27 protein-coding genes are annotated in these 26736 nt (G+C 73.4%); 8 read left to right on the forward strand and 19 right to left on the reverse strand.

Annotated elements, in window-relative coordinates; translation table 11 throughout:
- Positions 1 to 266: 266 nt before the first annotated feature.
- The 3 genes from ACIQI7_RS31720 to ACIQI7_RS31730 all read right to left on the reverse strand — a co-directional run bounded on the left by ACIQI7_RS31720 (position 267) and on the right by ACIQI7_RS31730 (position 2292).
- Positions 267 to 476, reverse strand: coding sequence for a dodecin (locus tag ACIQI7_RS31720; RefSeq protein ID WP_224285507.1), 210 nt, complete (start codon positions 474 to 476; stop codon positions 267 to 269).
- A 142-nt stretch (positions 477 to 618) separates the two neighbouring features.
- Positions 619 to 1587 (reverse strand): asparaginase, encoded by a 969-nt coding sequence (locus tag ACIQI7_RS31725; RefSeq protein WP_401116756.1) that lies wholly within the window; start codon positions 1585 to 1587, stop codon positions 619 to 621.
- A gap of 75 nt (positions 1588 to 1662) precedes the next feature.
- Positions 1663 to 2292, reverse strand: a complete 630-nt coding sequence (locus tag ACIQI7_RS31730) for an ABC transporter substrate-binding protein (protein ID WP_401116758.1) — start codon at positions 2290 to 2292, stop codon at positions 1663 to 1665.
- A gap of 557 nt (positions 2293 to 2849) precedes the next feature.
- Between ACIQI7_RS31730 and ACIQI7_RS31735 the strand changes: the two genes are divergently transcribed.
- Positions 2850 to 3413 carry a D-aminoacyl-tRNA deacylase gene (locus tag ACIQI7_RS31735; RefSeq protein WP_401116760.1) on the forward strand — a complete coding sequence of 188 codons (564 nt, stop codon included), beginning with the start codon at positions 2850 to 2852 and terminating at the stop codon, positions 3411 to 3413.
- Between the two features lie 24 nt (positions 3414 to 3437).
- Here ACIQI7_RS31735 and ACIQI7_RS31740 read toward each other — a convergent pair whose 3' ends face one another.
- From ACIQI7_RS31740 to ACIQI7_RS31750, 3 genes are all read right to left on the reverse strand, one after another.
- Complete coding sequence (locus tag ACIQI7_RS31740; RefSeq protein WP_401116835.1) at positions 3438 to 4400, reverse strand: YgfZ/GcvT domain-containing protein; 963 nt, start codon at positions 4398 to 4400, stop codon at positions 3438 to 3440.
- Positions 4401 to 4419: 19 nt separating this feature from the next.
- Positions 4420 to 4884 (reverse strand): Fur family transcriptional regulator, encoded by a 465-nt coding sequence (locus ACIQI7_RS31745; RefSeq protein WP_401116762.1) that lies wholly within the window; start codon positions 4882 to 4884, stop codon positions 4420 to 4422.
- A gap of 102 nt (positions 4885 to 4986) precedes the next feature.
- Positions 4987 to 5571 (reverse strand): FABP family protein, encoded by a 585-nt coding sequence (locus ACIQI7_RS31750; protein ID WP_387760486.1) that lies wholly within the window; start codon positions 5569 to 5571, stop codon positions 4987 to 4989.
- 348 nt (positions 5572 to 5919) lie between these two features.
- On the opposite strand from ACIQI7_RS31750, the gene ACIQI7_RS31755 reads away from it, so the two are divergent.
- On the forward strand, positions 5920 to 6282 hold the full coding sequence (locus ACIQI7_RS31755; RefSeq protein ID WP_030059603.1) for a DsrE family protein: 363 nt from the start codon (positions 5920 to 5922) through the stop codon (positions 6280 to 6282).
- Positions 6283 to 6444: 162 nt separating this feature from the next.
- On the opposite strand, the gene ACIQI7_RS31760 is transcribed toward ACIQI7_RS31755, so the two are convergent.
- The 7 genes from ACIQI7_RS31760 to ACIQI7_RS31790 all read right to left on the reverse strand — a co-directional run bounded on the left by ACIQI7_RS31760 (position 6445) and on the right by ACIQI7_RS31790 (position 11254).
- Entirely contained in the window at positions 6445 to 6723 is a 279-nt protein-coding gene (locus ACIQI7_RS31760; RefSeq protein ID WP_401116765.1) for a DUF3099 domain-containing protein, read from the reverse strand.
- Between the two features lie 73 nt (positions 6724 to 6796).
- Positions 6797 to 7087: a DUF1416 domain-containing protein gene (locus ACIQI7_RS31765; protein ID WP_045692289.1), complete on the reverse strand. Its 291-nt coding sequence runs from the start codon at positions 7085 to 7087 to the stop codon at positions 6797 to 6799.
- Positions 7088 to 7126: 39 nt separating this feature from the next.
- Positions 7127 to 7963, reverse strand: coding sequence for a sulfurtransferase (locus ACIQI7_RS31770; RefSeq protein ID WP_401116767.1), 837 nt, complete (start codon positions 7961 to 7963; stop codon positions 7127 to 7129).
- A gap of 232 nt (positions 7964 to 8195) precedes the next feature.
- Positions 8196 to 8276: an Ms5788A family Cys-rich leader peptide gene (locus tag ACIQI7_RS31775; RefSeq protein WP_353652343.1), complete on the reverse strand. Its 81-nt coding sequence runs from the start codon at positions 8274 to 8276 to the stop codon at positions 8196 to 8198.
- 235 nt (positions 8277 to 8511) lie between these two features.
- Entirely contained in the window at positions 8512 to 9243 is a 732-nt protein-coding gene (locus ACIQI7_RS31780) for a DUF2993 domain-containing protein (RefSeq protein WP_401116769.1), read from the reverse strand.
- Positions 9244 to 9455: 212 nt separating this feature from the next.
- Positions 9456 to 10955, reverse strand: a complete 1500-nt coding sequence (locus tag ACIQI7_RS31785; protein ID WP_401116771.1) for a hypothetical protein — start codon at positions 10953 to 10955, stop codon at positions 9456 to 9458.
- 5 nt (positions 10956 to 10960) lie between these two features.
- On the reverse strand, positions 10961 to 11254 hold the full coding sequence (locus ACIQI7_RS31790; protein ID WP_401116773.1) for a MoaD/ThiS family protein: 294 nt from the start codon (positions 11252 to 11254) through the stop codon (positions 10961 to 10963).
- A gap of 729 nt (positions 11255 to 11983) precedes the next feature.
- Between ACIQI7_RS31790 and ACIQI7_RS31795 the strand changes: the two genes are divergently transcribed.
- The 5 genes from ACIQI7_RS31795 to ACIQI7_RS31815 all read left to right on the forward strand — a co-directional run bounded on the left by ACIQI7_RS31795 (position 11984) and on the right by ACIQI7_RS31815 (position 17574).
- Positions 11984 to 12715 carry a response regulator transcription factor gene (locus ACIQI7_RS31795; RefSeq protein WP_401116775.1) on the forward strand — a complete coding sequence of 244 codons (732 nt, stop codon included), beginning with the start codon at positions 11984 to 11986 and terminating at the stop codon, positions 12713 to 12715.
- A 146-nt stretch (positions 12716 to 12861) separates the two neighbouring features.
- A complete protein-coding gene (locus tag ACIQI7_RS31800) occupies positions 12862 to 13920 on the forward strand; it encodes a LacI family DNA-binding transcriptional regulator (protein ID WP_401116777.1) in 1059 nt (352 codons plus the stop codon).
- 134 nt (positions 13921 to 14054) lie between these two features.
- Positions 14055 to 15242: a S1C family serine protease gene (locus ACIQI7_RS31805; protein WP_401116779.1), complete on the forward strand. Its 1188-nt coding sequence runs from the start codon at positions 14055 to 14057 to the stop codon at positions 15240 to 15242.
- A gap of 68 nt (positions 15243 to 15310) precedes the next feature.
- The gene (locus ACIQI7_RS31810) at positions 15311 to 16081 is read left to right on the forward strand and encodes a response regulator transcription factor (RefSeq protein ID WP_387760476.1); all 771 of its coding nucleotides are present in this window, start codon (positions 15311 to 15313) and stop codon (positions 16079 to 16081) included.
- On the forward strand, positions 16078 to 17574 hold the full coding sequence (locus ACIQI7_RS31815; RefSeq protein WP_401116782.1) for an ATP-binding protein: 1497 nt from the start codon (positions 16078 to 16080) through the stop codon (positions 17572 to 17574). Before ACIQI7_RS31810 ends, ACIQI7_RS31815 begins: the two co-directional genes overlap by 4 nt.
- 96 nt (positions 17575 to 17670) lie before the next feature.
- Here the strand turns inward: ACIQI7_RS31815 and ACIQI7_RS31820 are convergent, their stop codons facing one another.
- The 6 genes from ACIQI7_RS31820 to ACIQI7_RS31845 all read right to left on the reverse strand — a co-directional run bounded on the left by ACIQI7_RS31820 (position 17671) and on the right by ACIQI7_RS31845 (position 25294).
- Positions 17671 to 19470: a bifunctional metallophosphatase/5'-nucleotidase gene (locus ACIQI7_RS31820; RefSeq protein ID WP_401116784.1), complete on the reverse strand. Its 1800-nt coding sequence runs from the start codon at positions 19468 to 19470 to the stop codon at positions 17671 to 17673.
- A 229-nt stretch (positions 19471 to 19699) separates the two neighbouring features.
- The gene (locus ACIQI7_RS31825) at positions 19700 to 21049 is read right to left on the reverse strand and encodes an ATP-binding protein (protein WP_401116786.1); all 1350 of its coding nucleotides are present in this window, start codon (positions 21047 to 21049) and stop codon (positions 19700 to 19702) included.
- Positions 21050 to 21103: 54 nt separating this feature from the next.
- Positions 21104 to 22678: an SCO6880 family protein gene (locus ACIQI7_RS31830; protein ID WP_387760472.1), complete on the reverse strand. Its 1575-nt coding sequence runs from the start codon at positions 22676 to 22678 to the stop codon at positions 21104 to 21106.
- A gap of 7 nt (positions 22679 to 22685) precedes the next feature.
- Positions 22686 to 23972 carry a hypothetical protein gene (locus ACIQI7_RS31835; RefSeq protein ID WP_401116789.1) on the reverse strand — a complete coding sequence of 429 codons (1287 nt, stop codon included), beginning with the start codon at positions 23970 to 23972 and terminating at the stop codon, positions 22686 to 22688.
- Complete coding sequence (locus tag ACIQI7_RS31840; RefSeq protein WP_401116791.1) at positions 23962 to 24777, reverse strand: hypothetical protein; 816 nt, start codon at positions 24775 to 24777, stop codon at positions 23962 to 23964. The genes ACIQI7_RS31835 and ACIQI7_RS31840 overlap by 11 nt, the downstream gene beginning before the upstream one ends.
- A gap of 166 nt (positions 24778 to 24943) precedes the next feature.
- Positions 24944 to 25294, reverse strand: a complete 351-nt coding sequence (locus ACIQI7_RS31845; protein WP_387760469.1) for a hypothetical protein — start codon at positions 25292 to 25294, stop codon at positions 24944 to 24946.
- A gap of 248 nt (positions 25295 to 25542) precedes the next feature.
- Between ACIQI7_RS31845 and ACIQI7_RS31850 the strand changes: the two genes are divergently transcribed.
- Complete coding sequence (locus tag ACIQI7_RS31850) at positions 25543 to 26697, forward strand: NlpC/P60 family protein (protein ID WP_401116793.1); 1155 nt, start codon at positions 25543 to 25545, stop codon at positions 26695 to 26697.
- The last annotated feature ends 39 nt before the right edge of the window (positions 26698 to 26736 follow it).

Raw genomic sequence — 26736 nt, forward strand, 5'->3', positions numbered from 1 at the left:
AGGTCGGGACAGCCCGGGGCCGGGGTTCGCGGATTCGTCCGCGGGCCCCGGCCTCTGTCGTGTCCGGGGGCGGAACGCACCCCGGGGCGGCCGGCCGCCGGACGGCGACGGCGCCGTCGAGGACGCGGCGGAGGCGGCCGCGGCGACGGCGGCCACCGGGTCCACCGCCCTCGCCGGGCGCCCGTTCACCGTCCCGCGCCGACGGGTGCCGGGGCCGCGGCGCCCCGGGCAGGTCCGCGCCCCGGGCCGGTCAGTTCTCCAGCCGGTCAGTCCTCCAGCCGGAAGCCGACCTTCATGCACACCTGGTAGTGCTTGATCCGGCCGTCCTCCAGGTGGCCCCGGACCTGCGAGACCTCGAACCAGTCGAGGTTGCGCAGCGTCCGGGAGGCCCGCTCCACCCCGTTGCGGATCGCGGCGTCGACGCTCTCGGTCGAGGACCCGACGATCTCGGTCACCCGGTACACATGGTCGGTCATGGCGGACTCCTCAGCTGTGCGACGGCCCCCGGTCCACCGTGCACCGGCCCGGGTCCGCCCGCACCCCGACGGGCGTCCGGCGGGCCCGCGTACCCGCGCTCCACGGCGGGCCGACAGGCCCCAGGCGTACGGACCCCGCGGGTCAGGACGCCTCGAAGGCCGCCCGCACCTCGCCGACCGCCACGCCGCCGCCGAGCAGCGGGGCCGCGCCGATCCGCTCGACGGTCCCGTCCGCCCCGGCCACCCCGAGCCGGCGCAGCGCGGCCGCCAGGACCGGACCGCGGGCCCGCTCGCCGCCGTCCTCGATCTTGAAGGCCAGCGCCCGCCCGTCCGGCAGCGCGACCACCTGGACGGCCTCGGCGCCCATCTTGGACAGCGCGCCCGGCACCGCCCGCATCAGCCAGGTGTCGGCCCGCCGGGTGCCGGCGACGTACTCGGGGTGGGCGCGCATCGCGTCGGCGACGCGGCGCGGCGCGCTGCCCTCGGCGGCCAGCACCAGGCCGCGGTAGCCGCGGGCCAGGCCGGTCAGCGACACGGCCAGCAGCGGCGCACCGCAGCCGTCCACCCCGGCGTGCGCGGCGGTCTCGCCGGTGGCCTCCTCCAGGGCCTCGCGGGCCAGCAGCTGGATCGGGTGGTCCGGGTCGAGGTAGCTCGCGGTGTCCCAGCCGTTGGCGGTGCAGGCGGCCAGCCAGCCGGCGTGCTTGCCGGAGCAGTCCATCAGGATCGGGGCGCGCTCGCCGCCGGCGGCGAGCAGCAGCTCCGCCTCGGTGTCGTCCAGCGGCAGGTCGGCCGGGGTGCGCAGGGCCGACTCGTCGAGCCCGGCGGAGCTGAGGATGCTCCGCACGCCATCCAGGTGAAACGATTCTGCGGAGTGGCTGGAGGCCGCCAGCGCCAGCAGCTCGCCCTCGATCGCCAGCCCGGCCCGCAGGGTGGCCACCGCCTGGAACGGCTTGGCCGTCGACCGCGGGAAGACCGGGGCGTCCGGGTCTCCGAGCGCGAACTCGACCGAGCCGTCGGCCGCGAGCAGCACCAGCGAACCGTGGTGGCGGCCCTCGACGAAACCGGAGCGCACGACCTCGGCGAGAACGGGCGCGGTGGCGGGCAGGGACATGACGGATGAGCCTTCCGGGGCGAGGGTGGTGGGCCGGGAGCGAGCCGGGCCCACCGCCCGCGGCGGCTCACCCGGTCAGAGCGGCCCTCCTGCGAGCAGGTCGTCGACCCGTGCTTCCCCATCACGGTACCTGCGGGTGATCTCGGCATTGCAACCGTCCGCCGTGCGCAGCAGCCGCTGGCGCCGTCCGGACACCTCGCGCTCGTGCGCCCGCAGCCGTTCCAGGGCGGCCAGCAGCGCCTCCGCCGGGTGCGCCGCCAGGTCGGCGAGCTGGACGTCGCCCATCAGCGCGTCCGCCTCCAGCCGGGACTCCAGGGTGCGCGGCGGGCCGAGGGTGACGTGCCGGGCCGATCGCCGCACGGTGGAGGGCGTGTCGGTCAGGATGGCCGGCAGCCGGTCCAGCAGGTCACCGGGGACCAGGTCGGGGCCGGAGGGGCCGGACGGGCCGGCCTCGCGGACCGGGCCCGCACCGGGCCGCCGGTCGAGTTCGGCGCGCAGGATGTCCATCCGCCCGTGCAGCAGCCGCCGCAGGTAGGACAGGTCGGCCTCCTGCGCCAGGGTCTCCCGGCGCAGCACCCGCAGCTGCTCCAGGCCCAGCCGTTCCAGGTCGGGCTCGTCCTCCGCGCCCACCACCGGACCGCACGGCTCCCCTGGGGCCCGCACCACCGGCCCGGACCGGTCCCGCGCCGCGCTGCTCGCGTCCATCACCCAACCACCTGACGTCGTCCGATCCCGCCCGCTCGCGGCACCCCGTCCCTGCCGCCGGTCCGGCCCGTCCCCCGACGGGCCGCGCGTCCCGTCCACCGGCACGCCCGGGAGCCCCCGGAGGCGCCGGTCCCCGGCCGCGACCACCCCACCGGGACGGCACGGCCGGACGCCCGACCTACCGGCTCGACCGCCCGGTCGAACCCCGGCCCGGCGCGGCGGACCTCCTGGCGCCCCGGACCCTTCGTACGGTCCCCCAGCGTGCCACCCCGCCCGGCGCGCGCGCACCGCCCGTGCACCCGAACGGCCCCCTGGCGAACGGGGGTGGCTGATATGACCGGCCCTTTCCCCAGGAAGAATGGCGCCCGATTCGGCGCAGGCGCGCACGCCATGGCGTGCGAGGCCTTCGCGCGCGCCCCTGGTGTGCGCCCTGAGGAGTCCGCTGGGGCGCACGGGAACGTACGGGAAGACGGGCGGCGCGGGCCCGGACGCCCGGGTGCGCGCGGAGGGCTCCGGGGCCCTCCGGGGGCCGTACGGCGCTCCGGCACAATGGCGGCATGCGAGCAGTGGTGCAGCGAGTGAGCGAGGCCCGGGTGACCGTGGCCGGTGAGACCGTCGGCGCGATCGAGGGGCCCGGGCTCTGCGTCCTGGTCGGCGTCACCCACGACGACACCCCCGCCAAGGCCGCCCAACTGGCCCGCAAGCTCTGGACGCTGCGGCTGCTGCCGGCCCCGACCCCCCGGGCCGAAGACCGCGCCGACGCCGACAGCGAGGAGCGACGAGCGACCGACGGAGGAGGGAGTGCCGGAGCGACGACCGTCGGCGTCGGATCCGGAGCGGCCGGAGGCGAGCGGGGGAGCCGCGAGGTCGAGCAGAGCTGCTCGGACCTCGGCGCCCCGCTGCTGGTGATCAGCCAGTTCACGCTCTACGGCGACGCCCGCAAGGGCCGCCGCCCCACGTGGAACGCCGCCGCCCCCGGCCCGGTCGCCGAGCCGCTGGTGGACGAGGTGGTGGCGCAACTGCGCGCGCTGGGCGCCAAGGTGGAGACGGGCCGGTTCGGCGCCGACATGCGGGTGGCGCTGGTGAACGACGGCCCGTTCACCGTCCTCGTCGAGGTCTGAGCGGCCCGCCGCCGCGGGGCGGGTCTACTGCGGGACGATCACGTCCTGGGTGCCCGGGACCGTCCCGGCCAGCAGCACGGCGTCCACCGGGACGTTCCGCTTGACGATCGCCAGCGCGATCGGCCCCAGCTCGTGGTGCCGGGCCGAGGAGGTCACGAAGCCCAGCGCCCGCCCGTCCGGGTCGGTGGCCAGCCGCACCTCGGCGCCGTGCGGGGGCAGCGTCTCCTCGGTGCCGTCCAGGTGCAGGAAGACCAGCCGGCGCGGCGGGCGGCCCAGGTTGTGCACCCGGGCGACGGTCTCCTGGCCGCGGTAGCAGCCCTTCTGGAGGTGGACGGCGGTGCGCAGCCAGTCCACCTCGTGCGGGATGGTCCGGTGGTCGGTCTCGAAGCCGAGCCGGGGCCGGTGGTCCTCGATCCGCAGCGCCTCGTAGGCCCAGACCCCGGCCGCCGGGCCGTACCCGGCGGTGAGCCGCTCCAGCTCGCCGCGCGGCACGAACAGGTCGCGCCCGTACGGGAGTTCGCGGACGGCGGCGGCACCCTCGACGGCCGCGGTGGAGCCGGCCGGCAGGTGGACCACGGCGTACTCGGCGGTCGCGTCGGCGACCTCCACCCGGTAGAAGAACCGCATGCCGTCCAGGTAGGCCACCAGCGCCTGCTGGGTGCCCGGCTCGACGTGCGCCCAGGTGGTGGTGCCGTCGTCCACCAGGTAGAGCGCGTGCTCGACGTGCCCGTTCGGGGAGAGCACCAGCGCCTCGGCGGCCTGCTGCGGCGGCAGCTCGCTGACGTGCTGGGTGAGCAGCAGGTGCAGCCAGGAGAGCCGGTCCGGGCCGGTCACGGTGACCACGCCGCGGTGCGAGAGGTCGACGAAGCCGGCGCCCTGCGACAGGTTGCGTTGCTCGCGGAAGATGTCGCCGTAGTGGGCGGCGACACCGTCGTCGGCCCCCTCGGCGGGGACGGCTCCGGGCAGGGAAAGCAGCGGGCTCTTCACACCGGTCATACCGGCCAGCTTACGACCGGTCCCCGGCGGGCTCGGCGGCGCAGTCGGCGCAGCGGCCGAAGATGGCGAAGTGCTTGAGGTCGGTGTCGAAGCCGTGCCGCTCGCGCAGGCTGTCGATCAGCGGCTGGGCGATCTCGGTGCCGGTCTCGGTGACCTTCTCGCAGTCCCGGCAGACCAGGTGCAGGTGGTGGTGGCGGCCGGCCAGGTGGTAGGTCGGGGCGCCGTGGCCGAGGTGGGCGTGCGAGACCAGGCCCAGCTCCTCCAGCAGCTCCAGGGTCCGGTAGACGGTGGAGATGTTGATGCCGCTGGCGGTCCGGCGGACGTGGCAGAGGATGTCGTCCGGGGTGGCGTGGTCGAGCTCGTCGACGGCCTCCAGCACGAGCTGCCGCTGCGGGGTGAGCCGGTACCCGCGTTCGCGCAGGTCGGTCTTCCAGTCGCCGGAGAGCTGCCAGTCGGTGGTGCCGGTGTCCGCCACGGTACTGTCCCTGCCAATGGTCGGGGGTCCTGGTGCAAGTGTAGGGACCGGCCGCGGGCCGGTCCCTACCTCGTGCACCGAACTGCCGGTCGCGCGACCGGCCTACTTGAAGAAGGCGATGCCGTCGTCCGGCAGGTCGTTGATGTCCTTGATCAGCTGGGCCGGGCTGAGCACCTTCTTCAGCTGCGCGGACATGTACGGGCGCAGCGGGACGTTCGGGGCGGCCTTCTCGCCGACCCAGAGCAGCTCGCCGTTGACGAAGCCGTACAGCCGCTTGCCGCCCGAGTACTCCGGCGAGCCCTCGATCCGGGCCACCGCGTCGGTGGAGACGTCGACCTGCGGCTTGCCGTCGGCCAGCTCGCCGTACCAGATCTCGACCGTGCCGTCGTCGCGGACGGAGGAGATCTCGATGCCCCGGGCACCGCTGGTGCCGTCGGTGTTGCTGGTGATGCGCCAGAACGCGTGCTCGTTCTCCAGCGGACGGACCTTCTCGCCCTCGCCGTCCAGCACCCAGGTGCGGGAGCGGAACTCCAGGAAGGGGCGGCCGTCGTGGCGGATCACGATCTCCTGGCCGAAGTTGCACTTCTCCGCGCCCGGGAAGTCGAATACGCCCGCGCCCTCCCAGGTGCCGAGGAGGAAGGCGAGCGGGACGACGTCCTTGTGGAGGTCAGAGGGGATCTCGATCATGTTCCTGGTCGCTGTTCTCGTCGGTGTGGGACTGCCTCAACCGTACGGCAGACTCAGCGCTGGCCCTGGTACAGCTTCATCACCGAGAAGATGGCGAACCAGGTGATCAGCACGGCCATGAGGGCCAGCAGACCGTCGAAGAACATTTCCAGACCGGACACGGGGGGCTCCCAGGCGGCGACAGTGTGGTGGATTTTGCTCCGCTCACTCTATCCGCCGGGCTCCGGCCGGTCGCGGTGAGCCCCACCACGTCGCGGTTCGCGCCGTCGCCCCCCGGCTGCCCAAGCTTTGCCCAAGGCTTCCGGCGATGCCGGACGGCGGGGGCGACGGGCGCTCTAAGGTGGCGCCATGTCGAAGAAACTGGTCATCAAGGTCACCGCAGGGGCGGACGCGCCGGAGCGGTGCTCGCAGGCGTTCACGGTGGCGGCGGTGGCCGTCGCCAGCGGGATCGAGGTCTCGCTCTGGCTGACCGGGGAGTCCTCCTGGTTCGCCCTGCCGGGCCGGGCGGCGGAGTTCGAACTGCCGCACGCGGCGCCGCTGCCGGACCTGCTGGAGTCGATCCTGGCGGCCGGCTCGGTGACCCTGTGCACCCAGTGCGCGGCCCGGCGCGGGATCGAGCAGAAGGACACCGTCGAGGGTGTCCGGATCGCGGGCGCCCAGGTCTTCGTCAGCGAGATCATGGCGGACGGCGTCCAGGCGCTCGTGTACTAGGGCGTGTCTGACAATTCGCGTCGGATCAGGGCGCGGCGTTGGGGTGCGTGCATCGCAAGGCGGAGGAGGGAGCCACTGCGGAGCATTGGCGACCGACGACAACGCGGCGAGGTGCGTGCCCCGGCGTCGCGCACCCGGCGGGAATTGTCAGACACGCCCTAGCTAGTCCCTGTTCCGCGGTTCGTGGTCGGGGCGGTCCCGGTCGTGGCCGGGGTCGTCCCACTTCGGGTCGTCCCAGCGCGGGTCGTCCCACCAGTCGTCCTCCGGGTCCCGCTTGTTGGCGAACACCGCGGCGGCGGGCGGGATGACCATCGCGACCACGCACATGCCGATCGCCGCGCCGACCGAGAAGAACCGCACCACGCCCCAGGCCATGACGAACAGGCCCAGGCACACGCCCATCATGGCGAAGTAGTAGCGACGCCGCCGCCTTGCCCGCATCCCTCCACGGTACGACCGGGGGCCCCTGCACGGCAGGGGCCCCCGGGGTGATCCGGATTCGCTCCGGCTCCGGTCAGACCGCGATCGCGACCTCGACGGCGGCGCCCTGGGAGGCCACCACCTGACGGTCCACGGTCTGGCCCGGCACCAGCGCCCGCAGGGTCCACTTGCCCGGGCGGGCGAAGAACCGGAACTGGCCGGTCGCCGAGGTGGGGACCTCGGCCGTGAACTCGTTGTTCTCGTCCAGCAGCCGGACGTAGCCGTTGACCGGCTCACCGTCGCGGGTCACCGAACCCTGGATGATCGTCTCGTTCGCCACGTCAACTCCTGCCAGGTCCGGGCCGCCGGCCTTCGCACCGCACATGTCTGTGTTCCCTTCTGACTTACGGGTCGAGCCGGAGGCTCAGTTGCTGCCGAGCTCGATCGGCACACCGACCAGGCTGCCGTACTCGGTCCACGAACCGTCGTAGTTCTTGACGTTCTGCTGGCCGAGCAGCTCGTGCAGCACGAACCAGGTGAGCGCGGAGCGCTCGCCGATGCGGCAGTAGGCGATGGTGTCCTTCGCCAGGTCGATGCCCTCGGCCTCGTACAGCGCCTTGAGCTCGTCGTCGCTCTTGAAGGTGCCGTCGTCGTTGGCGTTCTTGGCCCACGGGATGTTGCGGGCGCTCGGCACGTGGCCGGGGCGCTGCGACTGCTCCTGCGGGAGGTGGGCCGGGGCGAGCAGCTTGCCGGAGAACTCGTCGGGCGAGCGCACGTCGACCAGGTTCAGAGTGCCGATGGCGGCGATCACGTCGTCGCGGAAGGCCCGGATCGAGGAGTCGGCGGCCTGCGCCTTGTACTCGGTGGCGGGACGGGCCGGCACCTCGGCGACCAGGTCGCGGGAGTCCAGCTCCCACTTCTTGCGGCCGCCGTCCAGCAGGCGGACGTCACCGTGGCCGTACAGCTTGAAGTACCAGTAGGCGTACGAGGCGAACCAGTTGTTGTTGCCGCCGTACAGGACGACCGTGTCGTCGTTGGCGATGCCCTTGGCGCTGAGCAGCGCCTCGAAGCCGGCCTGGTCGATGAAGTCGCGGCGGACCGGGTCCTGGAGGTCCTGCTTCCAGTCGATCCGGACGGCGTTGCGGATGTGGTTCTTGTCGTACGCGGAGGTGTCCTCGTCGACCTCGACGATGACGACCTTCGGGTCGTCCAGGTGGGCCTGGACCCAGTCGGCGTCGACCAGGACGTCGCTGCGGCTCATGGTGGTGTCTCCATCCGAGGGCGGTTGTGCGGAAGGTGCTGCTCAGGAGGGTGCTGCAGGGGTGCCCGGGTGGGTGCGGTCCGAAATTCCGTCCGAATACCGGGACGGGGCGCGGAGCGGTGCGGCCGGGCGGGGGACTGCGGAGTACATCGGCGACCGCCCGCTCGCAGAGCCGGGCGCGGTCACCGGGAAGATCGGCGGCGGGCGTCAACTGCCCAGCCGGGGCGCCGAGTCAGCGCATTCGACACAGACAGGCGGACACGCGGCACAGGTCTACCGCCCGCCGCTTCGTGAGGTCCGTCTGTCGCTTCATGCCGACGATGCTAGGGACACCGGAGGCCCGCTGTCATCAGCGTATCGAATAGTGGGATCAAAACGACCGGATGGCGGGATTTGACCGGAACCGGGCCCGCCGGGCGCCGTCCGGAGGCCTCCGGACGGCGTGCGCGGGGCGGAAACGACACCGCTCCGCGGTCCGCGCTGGACAGCGCGTCTCGCGGAGCGGAACGATTCGGCGGGGCCGGAGACCGGCACGCGGAGGCCGGGAATCAGCCCAGGAGCTTGAAGCCCTTGCCGTCGAAGGTCAGCTGGAGGCCCTCCGCCAGCGGCGTCACGCCGCTCCCGCCCTCCTTGTCGGCCAGCTTCAGCCCGGCCGGCAGCGAGTCCAGGGTGAAGCTCATCGGCTCCAGCTGCTGGCCGGTGGCGCCGGCCACCATCCCCGCCAGCGAAGTCAGCCGGAAGCCGTCCACCGTGACGGTGTTCCCCTTGTTGTGCACGGTGCCCTCACCGATCGCGAGCGGCCCCAGCGAGGCCTTGACCTTGCCCGGACCGGCGTACGACAGGCTCAGTCGGGAGTTGCCGCCCACCGGCAGCTTGGCCCCGCGCAGCAGCTGGGAGGCGGGCGGCAGCAGCTGCGCGAGGTCCGGGTAGGAGATCACCCCGCTGCCGGTGCCGCTGTCCACCGTGGCGCTGCTCATGCTGTCGCTGACCTTGACGCCGGAGAGCTGCGCCTTGAACGAGTGCAGCGCCACCTGGTGGCCGCCGTCGCCGACGGTCAGGCCGTCGGAGGCGATCCGCACGTCGTCCAGCTTCATCGACAGCACCTGGGTGAGGAACGGGAATCCCTCGATCGAGACGTCCGGGCGCTGGCTCATCCGGCCGCTCTTCACGATCCGGTCGGCGGCCTCGTCCTCGGCCACGCCGACCGCGATCCGGTCGGCGCCCAGCAGCAGGCCCGAGAGCACCGCCAGGCCGATCGTGGCCTTCAGCCATCCGCGCATCGTGTCCCCCGTCGTCGCCGTCGCAGTGGTCGTTCGTCGCTGAATTTCGTTCGCAGTGGTTCGTTCCCGGAGGGTCGTTCCCGGTGGGTGGTGCTCCGTTCGGTGGCGGACGCGGCACGCGTCCGCCCTCGCCCGACCGTACGACGTCCGGCCCCGGAACATGGTTCCGGAGCCGGAATCCGACCGAAGCGGACCGCGGGCCGGCCGGCGGGTCAGGCCAGCAGGTCCGTGGCGATCCAGACCAGCGGCGCGGCCACCGCCAGCGGCAGCGCCACGCCCGCCGTCATGTGCACGAAGCGGGACGGGAAGTCGTACGCCGCGACCCGGCGGCCGACCAGCGCGCCCAGCCCGGCCAGCGCCCCGAGCGCCGGCGGCGCCCCGACCAGCAGGCCCAGCGCCACCGCCGCGGCCAGGCCCAGCACCGGGCCCAGCTGCTTCGGCCCGGGCAGCGGCGCCGCGGCCAGCAGGGTGGCCAGCGCCACCGCGCCCACCGCGGCCGGCACCCAGTCGGCCACCAGCAGCGCGGTGCACAGCACCGTCACCACGGTGGCCGAGCCGAGCACGGTCAGCGCGTAGAACCGCTCCTTCGGGTCCGACGGACGGAACGTCTGCAGCACCAGGACGAGCAGGAAGAACCCGCCCAGGGTGCCCACCACGGCCGCCGCGCCGCCGCCGGAGTCCGCCAGCAGCACCGCCGCGTCCGCCGTGAGACCGGCCAGCGCGGCGAGCAGGATGCCCTGCCGGGCCGGCCACATGCCGTTCAGCCGGAACCAGCCGGCCGCCGTCAGCAGCTGGAGCAGCGCGACCACCAGGGCCAGCGCGATCTGCCCGAGCGCGGCGCCGCCGGCCAGCAGCGCGGCCGCGCCGGCGGTGATCAGGGCCGGCTGGAGGCCCGGATCGATGATCGGCGAGCCGGTCCGGCGCGGGCCGGCGGGCGGCACGGCCTGCGGCGGGACGGCCGCGTACGGCGTTGCGACGGCGGCGCCCAGCGGGCCGGGGCCGCCGGCCGGGCCGAGCGGGCCGGGGGCGGTCGGGCGCTTGAGCGTCATGGTCGGCGGGTCGAAGGCCTCCGCCGTCGGCTGCCCGGGGGCGGGCTGCGGCGCCGCGGCGGGGGCCGCGTGCCGGGCCCGCGGCCTCGGCGGCTGCTGGAGCTGGATCGTCGGGTCCGGCTGGGGCTGCACCGGCTGCTCCGGCTGCCCCTGCTGCTGCCGCCGCCGCGACGGCCGGGGGTCCGGCTGCGGCGGCTGCTGCGGGTGCTGGGACTGCGGCGGCTGTCGGTACTGCTGCTGCTGGGACTGCGGCTGCTGCTGCGGCGGCTGTCGGTGCTGCGACTGCTGGAACTGCTGCTGCGGGTGCGGCGGCTGCTGGTGCGGCGGCTGCTGGTGCCGCGGCGGCGCGACCGGCATGGAACCGGACACCACCACCGGCGGCAGCAGCGCCGTCGCCTCGGCGTCGTCCGCCGCCGGCACCGGCGGCAGCAGGGTGGTCGCGGCCGCGTCGTCGAACGCGGGAACCGGCGGCATCACCGTGGTCGCCGCCGCGTCGTCCACCGGGTACCCGTACGGCGACTGGTGGCCCGGCTGCGGCGGCTGCTGCCCCTGGGGCGGGTACGGCTGCCGCTGCTGGTGGGGCTGCTGCGGCTGGTGGGGCGGCTGCGGCCACTCGCCGTAGCCGCCGTGGTCCGGATGGTTCGGGTTGTTCATGTCCGTCACGCCGCTCAGCCTCCCGCGAACGGGGGAAGGACCTCCACCGCCCCGCCCTCGGTCAGGGCGACGGTCGCGTGGTCGCGGCCGCCCACCTGGGCCCCGTCGACCAGGTACGAGCAGTGCCCGAGCAGCTGGACGAACTTCGGCCGGTCGGCGTGCCGCTCCCTGGCCGCGGCCAGCGCCTCCGCCAGGGTCGCCGCCTCGTACGGCTCCTCGGCCAGGCCGGCCTCGGACTTCGCCGCCGCCCAGTAGCGGATCGTCCCGCGCACCCGGGCGCCGCTCGCGGGCTCGGTGGTCGCGCCCATCGGGCCACCCCTTCTCGTCGTCCTCGCCCGGCCCCCGGTACCCCGGTCCGGCTCGCCACCGCGACGGCCGCCCGACCACCCGAACGATGGACCCGAACAGCGCCTCCGATGTGCGTCCCATGATGGCGTGTCCGCCGCCACGAGCGGCAATCGCCCCGGCCGGACGGACCCGGAACGCGCACCGGCCTCCCACCGGACCGCCACCGGGTGGCGCCGGCCCGGCGCTCGAAGCTGTGTCCAGCCTCACCCGGCGCACGCCCGAATTGGGCGAACCGCCGGATTCCCGCACTCCCGGCGGAAGGGGCGGTCGGCTATCCTCGACCACCAAGAGGGATCCGGGCAGAGTCGCCCCCGGGTCCTTTCGTGCTTTCAGGACGCCAGTACGGACGTTCTTGCGATTCGTCGGCCCACCCCCGGCGCGCAGCAGAACCGTCCCGCCTGACGCGGCACAACGAGGTGCCCCGGCCGGCCGGGGCGCCGCCACCCGGCACCGGGCCGCCACCCACCGCCGGACCAGACCGGAGGGTTCACGGTGATGAACAGGGCAGAAACGGTGCGCCAGGGGTTGCGGGACCCCCGGCCGACCCGCCGTCGCGCCCTGCACGCCGCCCGCTCCCCCGGTTCGCCGCGGGCCGCCGTCGTCCTCCCCTCCCCCTCAGCACGTGCGCCATCCGGCTGTGGCGGCAGCCGTCATGCGACCGCGACGACCCGGAAAGGGGACCACCGGGTATGAGTTCTCTCCTCCTCCTCACCAATGCGCTGCAGCCTTCAGCCGAGGTGCTGCCGGCCCTCGGACTTCTGCTGCACAACGTCCGGGTGGCTCCCGCCGAGGGCGCGGCCCTGGTGGACACCCCCAGCGCGGACGTCATCCTGGTGGACGGCCGGCGCGACCTGCCGCAGATCCGCAGCCTCTGCCAGCTGCTGCGCTCCACCGGCATCGGCTGCCCGCTGATCCTGGTGGTCACCGAGGGCGGCCTGGCCGCCGTCACCGCCGAGTGGGGCATCGACGACGTCCTGCTGGACACCGCCGGCCCGGCCGAGGTCGAGGCCCGGCTGCGGCTCGCGCTCGGCCGCCTCCAGGTCGCCTCCGACGACAGCCCGATGGAGATCCGCAACGGCGACCTCTCGGTCGACGAGGCCACCTACTCCGCCAAACTCAAGGGCCGGGCGCTCGACCTCACCTTCAAGGAGTTCGAGCTGCTCAAGTACCTCGCGCAGCACCCCGGCCGGGTCTTCACCCGGGCGCAGCTGCTCCAGGAGGTGTGGGGCTACGACTACTTCGGCGGCACCCGGACGGTCGACGTGCACGTCCGGCGGCTGCGCGCCAAGCTCGGCGTCGAGCACGAACAGCTGATCGGCACCGTACGCAACGTCGGCTACCGCTTCGTCGTCCCGGAGAAGCCCGAGAAGGGCGAACGGCCGGAGCTCGCCCAGCGCCCCGCCGCCCCCCTGGAGGCCTGAGCCCGGGCCCGTCCGGACACCGGCGCGGAGCCGGGCGGGCCGCCCCGCCCGGCTTGTCCGGTTCCTCCCGGCCCCGCCGGCCGGCCTGCCGAACGGGGCCCCGGATCCCACTGCCGTCCCGGAGACCACACGCGTAGACTCCCCCCGTGGCCAAAGTGACGCGCGACGATGTAGCCCGACTGGCTGGTACCTCGACCGCGGTCGTCAGCTACGTCATCAACAACGGGCCGCGCCCGGTCGCGCCCGCGACCCGCGAGAAGGTCCTCGCCGCGATCGAACAGCTCGGCTACCGGCCGAACAGCGTCGCCCAGGCGATGGCCTCCCGGCGCACCAACCTGATCGGCATGGTCGTCCCGGACGCCCGCCAGCCCTTCTTCGCCGAGATGGCGCACGCCGTGGAACGGGCCGCCTCCGAGCGCGGCAAGCTCGTGCTGATCGGCAACTCCGACTACGTGGACGACCGCGAGGTGCACTACGTCCGCGCCTTCCTCGGGATGCGCGTCTCCGGCCTGATCCTGGTCAGCCAGGGCCCCTCGCAGCGCGCCGCCGAGGAGTTCGCCGCGATGGAGGGCGCCAAGGTGGTGCTGCTGCACCGCCGGCCCGAGGCGATCGACGACGTCGCGGTGGTCACCGACGACGTGGCGGGCGCCGAGGCGGTCGTGCGCCACCTGCTGGAGGTCCACGGGCACCCGTACGTGGCCTGCTTCGGCGGCCCGGTCGAGTCCCCCGCCCCCGGCGACCCGGTCATCGACCACGTCGAGGGCTGGCAGCGCGCCATGGACGCGCACGGCGTCCCCACCGAGCCGCACCTGATCGACGCGCCCTTCCACCGCTACGGCGCCTACGACGTCGCGCTGGACGTGCTGCGCTCGCCGGACCGGCCGCGGGCGATCTTCTGCTCCACCGACGACCAGGCGATCGGCGTGCTGCGGGCCGCCCGCGAGGTCGGCCTGCGGGTCCCGGAGGACCTCGCGGTGGCCGGCTTCGACGACGTGCCGGAGGCCGCGCTCGCCGACCCGCCGCTGACCACCGTCGCCTCCGACCGCGACGCGATGGCCCGGGCCGCCGTGGACCTGGTGCTCGACGACTCGCTGATGGTGCCCGGCTCGGACACCGAGCGGGTCCGCACCTTCCCGTCCCGGCTGGTCATCCGCCGCTCCTGCGGCTGCGCCGGCGACGCCCCCGGCCGGTCCGGGGCGGAGTAGCCGGCACGGACCGGAGCGGCCGGCTCCGCTCGGCAGACGGCCTGACCAGGCTTTATGAGAACCCAACGGGCTTCTCTCCCCGTTCTGAGCCGGTTCTCATGCACTCCTCATGCGGCGGGCCGAGCTTGGTCGGCATGACCGAACAGCAGCGCCACCCCAGTGAGCCGCACGACCCGTACGAGACCCGGCAGCAGCACGATCCGGACCCGGCCCGCCGGCCCCGGGTGATCGAGGGCACCGTGCTCGGCGGCGGCCCGGCCGTCGGCGGCCCGGACGGGTACGGACCCGGGTACGGGCACGGGTACGGCTACCGCGAGGACCACGCCGGCGGCGCCTTCGACGGACCGCCGCCGCCCCCGCCGATCCCGCCCGAGCCGCCCACGCTCCTCGGACCGGGCTCCCCCGAGGGCCCCGGCGACCGCGGCAGCCGGGCCCGGCGCGGACTGCTGCGCGGCCGGCTCGCCCTGGTCACCGCCGTCGCCGCGGTCGCCGCCCTCCTCGGCGGGGTCACCGGCGGACTGGTCGCCGCCGACCGGCAGAACCCCGACAACCGCGTCGGCACCGTCGCCAGCCCGGTCTCCGCCCGCTCCGACGGCAGCGCCGACGTGGCCGCCGTCGCCGCCGCCGTCTCGCCCAGCACCGTCCAGATCACCGTCAGGACCGGCACCGGCACCGCCACCGGCACCGGCGTCGTCCTGGACACCGACGGACGGATCCTCACCAACTACCACGTGATCGACACGGCGGCCGCCGGCGGCCGGATCACCGTCACCTTCAAGGACGGCTCCACCGCCCAGGCCACCGTCACCGGCACCGACAAGGCCCTCGACGTCGCCGTCATCACCGCGACCGGCGCGAAGGACCTCGTCCCCGCCGTCCTCGGCGACTCCTCCACGGTGGCCGTCGGCGACCCGGTCGTCGCCATCGGCAACCCCGACGGCCTCACCGGCACCGTCACCTCCGGCATCATCAGCGCGGAGAACCGCGACGTCACCGTCCAGCTCGACGAGGGCAGCACCAGCGCCAACGGCGGCTTCGGCCTCCCCTACCTGCCCGGCCTGCGCGGCACCGCCCCGCAGTCCGGCACCAGCACCACCTACAAGGCCTTCCAGACCGACGCCGCGCTCAACCCCGGCAACTCCGGCGGCCCGCTGATCAACGCCGAAGGCCAGGTCATCGCCGTCAACTCGGCGATGTACGCGCCCGGCGGCTCCGGCTCCTCCGGCAGCGGCCCGGCCGGCAGCGTCGGCCTCGGCTTCGCCATCCCGATCAACGACGTCAAGCAGGTGCTGCCGAAACTCGAAGCCGGCCAGAGCCTGTGAGCCGCACGCCCTGAGACGGACAATTGCTCCCAGCAGGCCCTCCCCCCGACGAGAAAGGGCACCCGCCCATGACCCCGTCCGCCGACGACCGCACCATCGCCGAGGCCGGCCACCCCTCCGCCCGGCTCCTCGTGGTCGACGACGAACCCGCCCTCCGGGACGCCCTGGAGAGCAGCCTCGCCTTCGAGGGGTACGAGGTCGCCACCGCCACCGACGGCTACGAGGCCCTGGAGTCCGTCGAACGCGACCGGCCCGACCTCGTCCTGCTGGACATCATGATGCCCCGGATGGACGGCCTCACCGCCGTCCGCCGGATGCGCTCGCGCGGCGACACCGTCCCGGTGCTGATGCTGACCGCCCGCGACGCCGTCGGCGACCGCGTCACCGGCCTCGACGTCGGCGCCGACGACTACCTCGCCAAGCCCTTCGAGCTGGACGAACTGCTCGCCCGCGTCCGCGCCCTGCTGCGCCGCAACGCCCTCGCCGCCGAAGCCGCCGCCCGCGCGGCCGTCGAGGACGAGAGCGAGGTGCTCGCCTTCGCCGACCTGCGGATGAACACCGCCACCCGCGAGGTCACCCGGGCCGGCAAGCCGATCGAGCTCACCCGCACCGAGTTCATGCTGCTGGAGATGTTCCTCGCCCACCCCCGCCAGGTCCTCACCCGCGAACAGATCCTCAAGGCGGTCTGGGGCTTCGACTTCGAGCCCTCCTCCAACTCCCTGGACGTGTACGTGATGTACCTGCGCCGCAAGACCGAGCAGGGCGGCATGCCCCGGCTGATCCAGACCGTGCGCGGCGTCGGCTACGCCCTGCGCCCGGCCGCCGGCACGAACGCGTGAACGACGTCCCGCCCCCTCCGCTCGCCCCGCCGCTGGTCCCGTCGCGCGCCGCCGACCGCCGGCGGCGCCTCCTCCGCTGGTACCGCTCCCGCTCGCTGCGCAGCCGCCTCACCTTCCTGAGCGCGGCGGCGGTGGCGGTGGCGATCGCGCTGTCGGCGCTGGCGTGCTGGTTCATCGTGGAGAAGCAGCTGTACGGCCAGGTCCGCGCGGACCTCGCCGGGGCGCCGCCGGCCCCGGTCGGCCGGGGGGACCTCGCCTGCTACGACACCCCGGAACACGCGCTGGAACGCCAGCCCGGCGGCAGCCCGCAGGGGATCAGCGCGGCCGCCCCCCGGGACACCCAGTTCCTCGCGCGCGGCACGGGGGTCTGCCTGCCCCCCGGCGCGACCAAGGCGATCGTGACCGTGCCGGAGGACTCAGCCGCCTTCCGGCTCGCGCCCGGCCAGTCGATCATCCGGGAGGGCCGGTACACCAACGGGGAACCCGCGTTGGTCCGGTTGACCGAGGACCCCCGGTACAGGGTCCCGGTCGTCGTCATGGTCGCGACCTCCACCCAGCCCGTCGAGGAGTCGCTCCGGGGCCTCGCCGTCCTGCTCGGCTCCGTCGCCGCCGGCGGCGTCCTGCTCGCCGCCGTCGCCGGGCGCCTGGTCTCCCACTCCGCCCTCAAGCCGGTCGACCGGCTCACCGACGCCGTCGAGCACATCGCCCGGACCGAGGAGGTCGGCACCACCATCCCGGTCCACGGCCACGACGAGATCGCCCGGCTGTCCACCTCGTTCAACTCCATGAGCACCGCCCTGGCCAACTCCCGCGAGCGGCAGACCCGGCTGATCGCCGACGCCGGGCACGAGCTCCGCACCCCCCTGACCTCCCTGCGCACCAACGTCGACCTGCTGATCCGCAGCGACCAGACCGGCCGCCCGCTGCCCGCCGCGACCAGGACCAAGCTGCTCGGCAACATGAAGGCGCAGATGCGGGAGCTCACCGTCCTGATCGGCGACCTGCTCCAGCTCTCCCGCCCGGACACCCCGAAGAGCGGCCCCGCGCCCACCGTGGCCGCCCTGCACGAGATCGCCGCCCGGGCCGTCGAGCGGGCCGAGCTGCGCGGCCCGGGGCTGGTCTTCGAGACCGACACCGAGCCCTGGTACGTGCACGGCGACGCGGCCGGGCTGGAACGGGCCGTGATCAACCTGCTGGACAACGCGGTCAAGTACAGCCCGCCCGGCGGCACCATCGAGGTCCGGCTGCACCAGGGCGTGCTGACCGTCCGGGACCACGGCCCCGGCATCCCGCCGGACGAGCTCCAGTACGTCTTCGACCGGTTCTGGCGCTCGCCCTCCTCGCGGCAGCTGCCGGGCTCCGGCCTCGGGCTGTCGATCGTCGCGCAGAGCGCCCGGGAGGCGGGCGGCGAGGTCACCCTCGGCCCGGCCGCGGACGGCGGCCCGGGCGCGCTGGCCACCGTCCGGCTGCCCGGCGGCCCCGCCCCGGAGTGACGGGGCCCCGGCGTCCACGGGGCGCCGGAACGGCGGAGGGGGCGGGCGGGGCGCCCCGACAGCGCCCCACCCGCCCCCTCCTGGACCGGCTCACGGTCAGTCGATGTCGCTGCCCGGGCCGATGATCTTGATCCGGTCCTGCGCCGGGGCCTGCAGCGGCGCGCCCGCCGAGCTGTGGGCGCCCAGGTAGGCCGTGAAGACGTCCAGGTCGGAGGCGCCGACCAGCTTGTCGGTGCCGGCCGCGAAGGCCGGGAAGCCGTCGCCGCCGCCGGCCAGGAACTCGTTGGCCGCGACCCGGTAGCTGGCGGCCGGGTCGACCGGGGCGCCGTTCAGCCGGACCGAGTCCAGGACCACCCGGTCCGCGCCGGTCTTGCGCATGTCCAGGGTGTAGTGCAGGTTCGAGGACACCTGGAGGATCTTCGGCGCGGCGGCGTTGGAGCCGCTCACCTGCTGCTGGAGCAGCTGGACCAGCTGGGCGCCGGTCAGCGTCTTGACCTGCATCATGTTGGTGAACGGCTGGACGGTGAACGCCTCGCCGTAGGTCACCACGCCGTCGCCCTCGCCGCCCGAGGCCTTGTGGACCAGGTCGGAGCGGATGCCGCCGGGGTTCATGAAGGCGATCTGCGCGCCGCCCTTGCCGGCGGGGGCGAGGCCCTCCAGCTGGGCGTCGGCGATCACGTCACCGAGCGGCTTCTCCAGGTCGCTGCTGCCGCGGCCGTTGATGTCCGAGGCGATGTAGCCGACCGGACGGTTGGCGATCGGGGCGGCCAGCTTGGAGTAGTGGTCGACCAGCGCCGTCATGTCGGGCGCCTTCTCGACCGTGCGGCGCACCACGTGGTTCGCGGCCTTGACCGAGGGACGCACGATCTCGCCGGTGGTCTTGTCCAGCTTCATGTCGATCTCGGTGAAGAGCCGGCCGAAGGAGGCGGCGCTGGTCACCGAGCGCGGGACGCCGTTGGGGTCGGGGATGCTGCAGGCGTACGCGTTGTGGGTGTGGCCGGTGACGATGGCGCCGACCGCCGGGTCGATCCTCTGCGCGATGTCGACGATCGGGCCGGAGACGCCCTGGCCGGCCGCGCCGCAGTCGTAGTTGTACACGGCGCTGGCCGGGTAGCCGCCCTCGTGGATCAGCGCGACGATCGAGTTGACGCCCTTGGCCTTGAGCTCGGCGGCGTACTTGTTGATCGTGGTGACCTCGTTGGCGAACTTCAGGCCCTTGACGCCCTCGGCGGTCACGATGTTCGGCGTGCCCTCCAGGGTGACGCCGATGAAGCCGACCTTCACGCCCTGGGACTTGGTGATCCAGTACGGGGCCAGCAGCGGCTTGCCGGTCTTCTCGTCGGTGACGTTGGCCGACAGGTAGTTGAAGTTGGCGCCCTTGAAGGTACGGCCGGCCTCGTAGCAGCCGTCGGTCGGGTGGCAGCCGCCCTCCTGCATGCGCAGCAGCTCCTGCGCGCCCTCGTCGAACTCGTGGTTGCCCACGGAGGTGACGTCCAGGCCGAGCTTGTCCATCGCCTCGATGGTCGGCTCGTCGTGGAAGAGCGCCGAGGTGAGCGGGCTGGCACCGATGATGTCGCCGGCCGCGACGGTGATCGAGTCGTCGGCCGGGATCCGCGCCTTGCGCAGCTCGGTGGCCAGGTACTCGATGCCGCCGGCCGGGGTGGCGACCTCCTTGCCGGTGGCCGGGTCGATCTCCTTGATCGTGCCGGAGCTGCCGACCGGGGGTTCCAGGTTTCCGTGGAAGTCGTTGATCGCCAGCAGCTGGAGGTTGACGGTCTTGTGGCGCTTGGCGTCGGCGCCGGCGGCCTGGGCGGCCGTCGGCACGGCCACCGTGCCGAGCAGACCTGCGGCGGCGACGACGGCGAGCGCCGTCCGTCGGGATCTGACGGTGAGCATGAAGGGTTCCCCTGCACCTTGGAAGGAGCACCGGCTGTGGACAGCGTCGGCGTTCGAGATGTGTTGCGACTGCGAAGCCTAGGGTCAACGCGCGTAGCTGTCAGGACGTCGAACGTAACGAGAGGATTACCTGCTGACGAACCGTCGCCGTCGGCGGGGAGCGGAGCCTGCGCGGAGCGCCCCGCGCGCCCGCGGCCCGGGGGTCGGCCGCCGGGCCTCGGGCGCCGGCTCAGACCCCCGGCTCGGCCGCCAACTGCCGTTCCGCACGCACCCGTTCGGCCACCGCGTCCTCGGTCATCGCACGGTCGGTGTAGACCAGCGGGCGCTCGGCCTCGGTGATGATGTGCTTGACCACCTGGACGTTGCCGTTGACGTCCCAGACCGCGATGCCCGGCGAAAGTGTGGGGATGATCTCCACCGCCCAGCGCGGCAGGCCCAGCACCCGGCCGGTGGCCCGCGCCTCCTCCGCCTTCTGCATGTAGATCGTCCGGGTGGAGGCCATCTTCAGGATCGCCGACGCCTCCTTGGCCGCCGCGCCGTCCACCACGTCGGACAGGTGGTGCACCACCGCCACGAAGGACAGGCCCAGCCGGCGGCCGAACTTCAGCAGCCGCTGGAACAGTTGGGCCACGAACGGGCTGTTGATGATGTGCCAGGCCTCCTCGACCAGGAAGATGCGCTTCTTCCGGTCCGGCCTGATCCAGGTGTGCTCCAGCCACACCCCGACGATCGCCATCAGGATCGGCATCGCGATCGAGTTGCGGTCGATGTGCGACAGGTCGAAGACGATCAGCGGCGCGTCCAGGTCGATGCCCTCGGTGGTCGACCCGTCGAACATGCCGCGCAGGTCGCCGTCGACCAGCCGGTCCAGCACCAGCGCCACGTCCAGGCCCCAGGACTGCACCTCGTCCACCCCCACGCCCAGCGACTCCACCGAGGACGGGTGGGGACTGCGCAGCGTGTCGATGATGTCGTCCAGCACCGGCTGGCGGTCCGTCACCGAGGCGACGACGTGGGCGTGCGCGGCCTTCAACGCGAAGCCGGCCCGCTCCTCCAGCCCGCGCCCCATCGCCACCTCGACGATGGTGCGCAGCAGCGACAACTGGCCGGTCTGGGTGATCGCCGGGTCCAGCGGGTTGAGCTTCACCCCGCCGTCCCGGGCCGCCATCGGGTCCAGGCGGATCGACTTTATGCCCAGCGCGTCGGCGATCAGGTTCCACTCGCCCACGCCGTCCTCGCCCTGCGCGTCCAGCACCACCACCTGACGGTCGCGGAACCTCAGCTGCCGCAGCACGTACGTCTTCTCCAGCGCCGACTTGCCGTTGCCGGACTCGCCGAGCACCAGCCAGTGCGGGGCGGGCAACTGCTGCCCGTACAGCTGGAAGGGGTCGTACACGTACCCCTTGCCGCTGTACACCTCACGGCCGATGATCACACCGGAGTCGCCCAGCCCGGGCGCGGCGGTCGGCAGGTAGACGGCCTGCGCCTGGCCGGTGGAGGTGCGCACCGGCAGGCGGGTGGTCTCCACCTTGCCGAACATCAGGCTGGTGAACGCCTCGGTGAGGTTGCCGAGGGCCATGGGCGGCCTCCTGACGGGTCAGCGGTGGACGGGGATCCGGACGGACGGCGGTGGTCAGCGGCGGATGCCGGTGGCGAACGGGAGGGTGTTCACGAAGGCCCGGTGGTGCTCGCGGTCGCACCACTCCAGCTTGAGGTAGCTCTTGCCGGCCGAGGCCCGGATGGTCCGCTTGTCGCGGGCCAGCGCGTCGGGGTTGCGCGAGGAGACCGTGATGTAGCCGACCAGGTTCACCCCGGCCGCACCGGAGGCCAGGTCGTCACCGCGCTGGTCCACCCGGCCGGTGTGGGCCAGGTCGCGCGGGTCGACCGTGCGGTTCATCTTCGCCGCGCGGCTGGCCTCGGCCTCGTCGTTGGTCTTCTCGGTCAGCATCCGCTCGATCGCGACGTCGGTGGGCTCCAGGTCCATCGTCACCGCGACCGTCCGGATCACGTCCGGGGTGTGCACCAGCAGCGGCGCCAGGAAGTTGACGCCCACCGGGGTGAGCGGCCACTCCTTGATCCATGCGGTGGCGTGGCACCACGGCTCCCGGGTCGCCGACTCCCGGGTCTTCGCCTGCAGGTACTGCGGCTCGGTCGCATCCAGCTCGGCCGGCCAGGCGTTGCGCCGGGACATCGCCTGGATGTGGTCGATCGGGTGGTCCGGGTCGTACATCGAGTGCAGCAGCGAGGAGAGCCGGGCCTGGCCCAGCGGCTGGCGCACCCGGATGTCCGCCTCGGCCAGCCGGGCGCAGATGTCGGTCAGCTCGCGCGCCATCACGGCCGCCAGCCCCTCGTCGTCCCGCGCCCGCCGCCCGGTGGCCGTCCGGCCCATCGCGTGCGCCTCGGCCGCCAGGTCGCGGGTGTAGTGCATGCAGGCCACCAGGTACGCCCGGTGCTGCTCCGAGGAGGTCGACACCATCGACTGGAGCTGGTCGTACGAGTCCTGCAGCCAGCGCGGCGAGGACGGGTCGCCGCGCCGCTCGACGTCCTTGGCGTGCGCGTCCGGGTCGGCCGGCAGGGTCCGGGCCAGGATCTGCAGCCGGGTCACGAAGCCGTCCCCGTTGGCGACGTGCTTCAGCAGCGTCCCGAACCGGTCGACCAGGGCCTCCTGGTCCTCCGAGTCGCGCAGCCCGACGCCCGGGCCCTCGATCTCGATCGCGGCCGTCACCGTGCGCCGCTCCAGGTGCATCAGCACCCCGACCTCGTCCGGCCCGAACGGCGCCGTCAGCCAGCGCAGCCGCCCCACCCCGGGCGGCGGACCGACCTCCACCTCCCGGCCGTCCAGCCGGGTGCCGGCGTCCATCACGTCCGAGCGCCACACCGCCCGCCCGCTGCGGACCGTCCGGCGGTAGGTGCGGTTGATCTCCACCCACTTGTAGAACGTCCGCTTGCGGTACGGCACGTACACCGCCGCGATGGCGAGCGCCGGCAGACCGACCAGACCGCCGATCCGCAGCGGCAGGACCGGCATCAGCAGGCCCCAGAGCATGCCGAGGAAGGCCCCGAAGATGATCAGCATGATCTCGCCGGACTCCCGGTTCCGGCCGATCGGCGCGTTCGGGCGGGCCTTGCCGATCAGGTAGGTGCGGCGCTGGTGCACGTACGGCTGGGCGTACTGGGCGCCGTACTGGCCGAGCGGTTCGCTGCTCACTTACCCGTCACCCCCCCTTCGCTGGATTGCTGTCGCGGATCGGAACCGGAGCCGGCGGCGGTCCGCCCTGCGGCGGCGGGACCGGCGTCCGGCCGGCGTGGGCGGCGATGCCCGGCGCCACCGAACCGCCGCCCGCGCCCCCGCCGCCACCCGTGCCGGCCGCCTGCGGACCGCGGTCGCCGTGGGTGCTGATGCCCTGCTTCATCAGGTTCGCGGTGCCGTTGATCATCGCCGAACCGGCCTGGACGGCGTTCGCCCGGGCCCCCCGCAGGTTCAGCATCTCGTCGCCGAAGCCCGGCACGAAGCGGTAGACCGACGCGCTCGCGAAGATCGACAGGAACAGGATCGCCAGCCCGGACAGCACCCGGGCGAAGTCGTCGTCGGCCCCGGCCCCGGTCGCCACCGCGCCCGCCAGACCCAGGATGACCACGATGATCGGCTTCGCCAGGTCCACCGCCAGCATCACCCCCGCCCAGCGCCGCACGTGCTTCCACAGCTGCCGGTCCACCAGCCCCGCGTACACCGCCGTACCGAGCAGCGCGCCGACGTACAGCATCGCCGCCCGGATCAGCAGCTCGACCCAGAGCACCGCCGCCGCCAGCACCGCCACCAGCGACACGATCACCAGGATCAGCGGGCCGCCGCCCACGTCGCCCTTCTCCAACGTGTCGGCGAACCCTCCCAGGTACGACCCGGTGTCCGTCTTCGTCCCGACCGCTATCGCCTTGGTCAGCCCGTCCGTCACGCTCACCACGGTGTAGAGGATCAACGGCGTGAACGCGGACGCCACCACCGTCAGCCACAGGAACCCGATCGCCTCCGAGAACGCCGTCGCCAACGGCGCCCCCCGCACCGCCCGCTTCGACACCGCCAGCAGCCACAGCACCAGCGTGATCACCGTCGACACGGCGAACACCACGGCGTACTGCTGCAGGAACGACGCGTTGGTGAAGTCCACCTGCGTCGTCCCGTCGATCGCCCCCGACAGCTTCCGCACCACCCACGCGGCGGCCTGCGCACAGCTCTTGGCCAACGACCCGAGGGGGTCGGTCACGGTGTTGACGGTGTTGGCCCCGGGAAGAGAGCCCCCGCCAGGCGGAGCGCAGTAGACGTCGTTGCCGGGAAGCGGGACGCCCGGGCAGCTCGTGTTGGTCGGTCCGGAGCTCGGAGTGGGCGAGGGCTCCGCCAGCGCGCGATGCGCCGTTGCCATGACCGAGAGGGCGCCGAACAGGACCACCCCCGTCACCCGGCCCATGGTCCGCCGGACGACGCCCGGGTTTCCGTCAGCGGGCATAGTGGAAGCCTCCGAACTGCTCGACGGCACCAGTAATCTCCTCGGCGGTCGCGGCCTGCTGATCCGGCGGAATCGGGGCCGGCCCCGCCACACGGCTGTAGTCGCTGAGCTTCCAGTCCGTCCCCGTCCACCGCAGGCTGAGACTGAGTGTGAACCATTCCTCGGAGACGGGCTTGGTGGAACGCTCACCAGCCAGTCCGAACAGGCCCGTGCACCAGACGTCGATCTTTACGCTGTCCGCGGTGTAGCCACTGCTCTTGGTCCCGACCGGGATCGTCCGACTGACGAAGGTCAGACCCTTCGGCGGACGCCCCTGCGAATCGACTCCGAACCTGGCCGCCGTCTCGGGGGAGAAGCCCTGGTCCAGCCGGTTCTGCAGCCCCGCCAGGGCGCCCGGGTCGGCGATGGTGGTGACGATGCCGTGCCGGCTGTCGGTGCGGAACATGTCCGCAGAGCCGATCGCCACCGCGTAGTTGGTGGCGGCCGACTGGGCGCCCGGCTCGGTGTGCGGGTAGCCGGTCGGGATGCCGTTGACGGTGGTGCCGACGGGCTGGTCGCCGCTGGGGGCCGGACCGGCGCCGGAGGCGGCGCGGTCGGCGGAGGCGCCACCGCCGCCGCTTCCCCCGCCGCCTCCGGGTGTGACGCGGTTGGCGACGGCGACGGCCACCACGAGCAGGGTGACGACGACCAGGACGGCCAGCAGGGCGCGCATCGGCCGGGCCTGGCGGAGGTTCGGCTGGGTGGAGGACTGTTCGCCGACCGGCAGGCGCGTACGGGTGCGCGGCTGGTCGTCGGACAACGGCACGGCGGCCCTCCTGGTGCGGGGAGCCGGGGCGGCTCCGGGGGCCCTCCACCCGGGGGCGGGCGCGGACGGAGGGTGGGAACGGGGGTGGACTCCTGGCGGGCCTGCCCCGGAGGGGGTCCGGACGCGGATCCGGTCCCGGGCAGGTCGGACTACTACTGTCCGATCGTCAGATCGCCATTCCGTAGACAATGGTGAACAGGGTGCCGAGCGATCCGATGATGAACACGCCGGTCAGTCCGGCGACGATCAGCCCCTTGCCCTGTTCGGCGCCGAAGCTGTCGCGCATCGCGGTCGCCCCGATCCGCTGCTTGGCCGCGCCCCAGACCGCGATGCCGAGGCAGATGAGGATGGCGACGGCCATGACGACCTCGACCATCACCCGTGCCTCGGACCCGAGGGTCGCGAACGGGCCCCAGTCCGGGGCGATTCCGCCGATGATGGTGTCGATGTTCGGCTTCTTGGGGGGGTCCTCGGCCAGGTGGCTGACCGCATTGGTGTGCACGCTGCTCAGGTTCATTTCCATCTCACCGCCCGATCAGGCAAATTCAAGGGCCCGGACCCGGCCCGCGCGAAGGGTCGGTACCTATTCTTGGCCAGATCTGATGTCGACTTGGCTACTTCTCGCGGATTGGTCGTGAGGCATCGGACACGTACGCGAGGATGTACACCGTACGAAGGATAGCGCTCACTGTTCGTGTCTCTGATGATTGCGGTGAGCAACGCCTTCCGGGACACTTCGACTGACGATTCGTCGGGATGGTGCTGATGGTACTCCGGAAGGCCGGGCCGGCCGCCGCCGCTGCGGGAGTTGTTGGGTTCGGGTTCATCGGGCTGGTGACGATGGGGACTTATGCGGCGAGTGGGACGCCGCAGCAGTCGGCGAATCGTTCCGCCCTGTCCCCCGGAACGGTCCCCGCGGCCTATCAGGAACCGATCCAGCGGTGGGGCGGGCTCTGCCCCGAGATCTCCGCGCCGATGCTCGCGGCGCAGCTGTACCAGGAGAGCGGTTTCGACCCCAGGGCGCGCTCCGGGGTCGGGGCGCAGGGGATGGCGCAGTTCATGCCGGGCACCTGGACCGAGTACGCCACCGACGGCAGCGGGGACGGCAGGGCGGACGTCTGGGACCCGCTGGACGCCATCGCCTCGGCGGCGACCTACGACTGCGCGATCGCCAAGCGGATCGCGAAGGTCCCGGGCGATCCGCAGGCCAACATGCTGGCCGCCTACAACGCCGGCGAGGGCGCGGTGGAGCGGTACAACGGCGTACCGCCGTACAAGGAGACCCAGGGCTACGTGCGGAACATCCAGGCGATGGCCCGCAGCTTCACCGCGCCGACCGCGCCGGTGGAGGCGTCCTCGCAGGCGGCGGCCGCGATCTACTTCGCGCAGACCAAGCTCGGCACCCCGTACCTGTGGGGCGGTGAGGGCCTGCCCTCGCAGAACGGGCGGTTCGACTGCTCGGGCCTGACCCAGGCCGCGTTCGCCAGCGTGGGCATCACTCTGCCCCGGGTGGCCAACGACCAGTGGTACGCCGGGCCGCACCCGTCGCGCGACCAACTGCGGCCCGGTGACCTGGTGTTCTGGGCGACGGACCTCGGTGATCCGCGGAGCATCCACCACGTCGGGATCTACGTCGGCGGCGGCTACATGATCAACGCGCCGCACACCGGCGCGGTGATCCGCTACGACAGGATCGACACCAGGGAGTACATCGGGGCGACCCGGGTCACCTCGGACGGCGCCCAGGCGCTGCCGACCCGGAACAACGACGGCGCGGTCAACGCCCCGAGCCGTCCGGGCGGGACGCAGCCCACCACCCCCGCGGCGAGCCAGGGCGGCGCACCGGCGCCCCCCGCCCGAGCGGTCGCCGCCGCCCCGCCCGCGCAGGCCGGACCGAGCCCCGCCGGCCCGGGACGGTAGATCCGGTGCGACCGGACGGCCGGGACCTGTGTGCGCACT

Source organism: Kitasatospora sp. NPDC092039 (assembly GCF_044756065.1).
Classification (GTDB): Bacteria; Actinomycetota; Actinomycetes; order Streptomycetales; family Streptomycetaceae; genus Kitasatospora.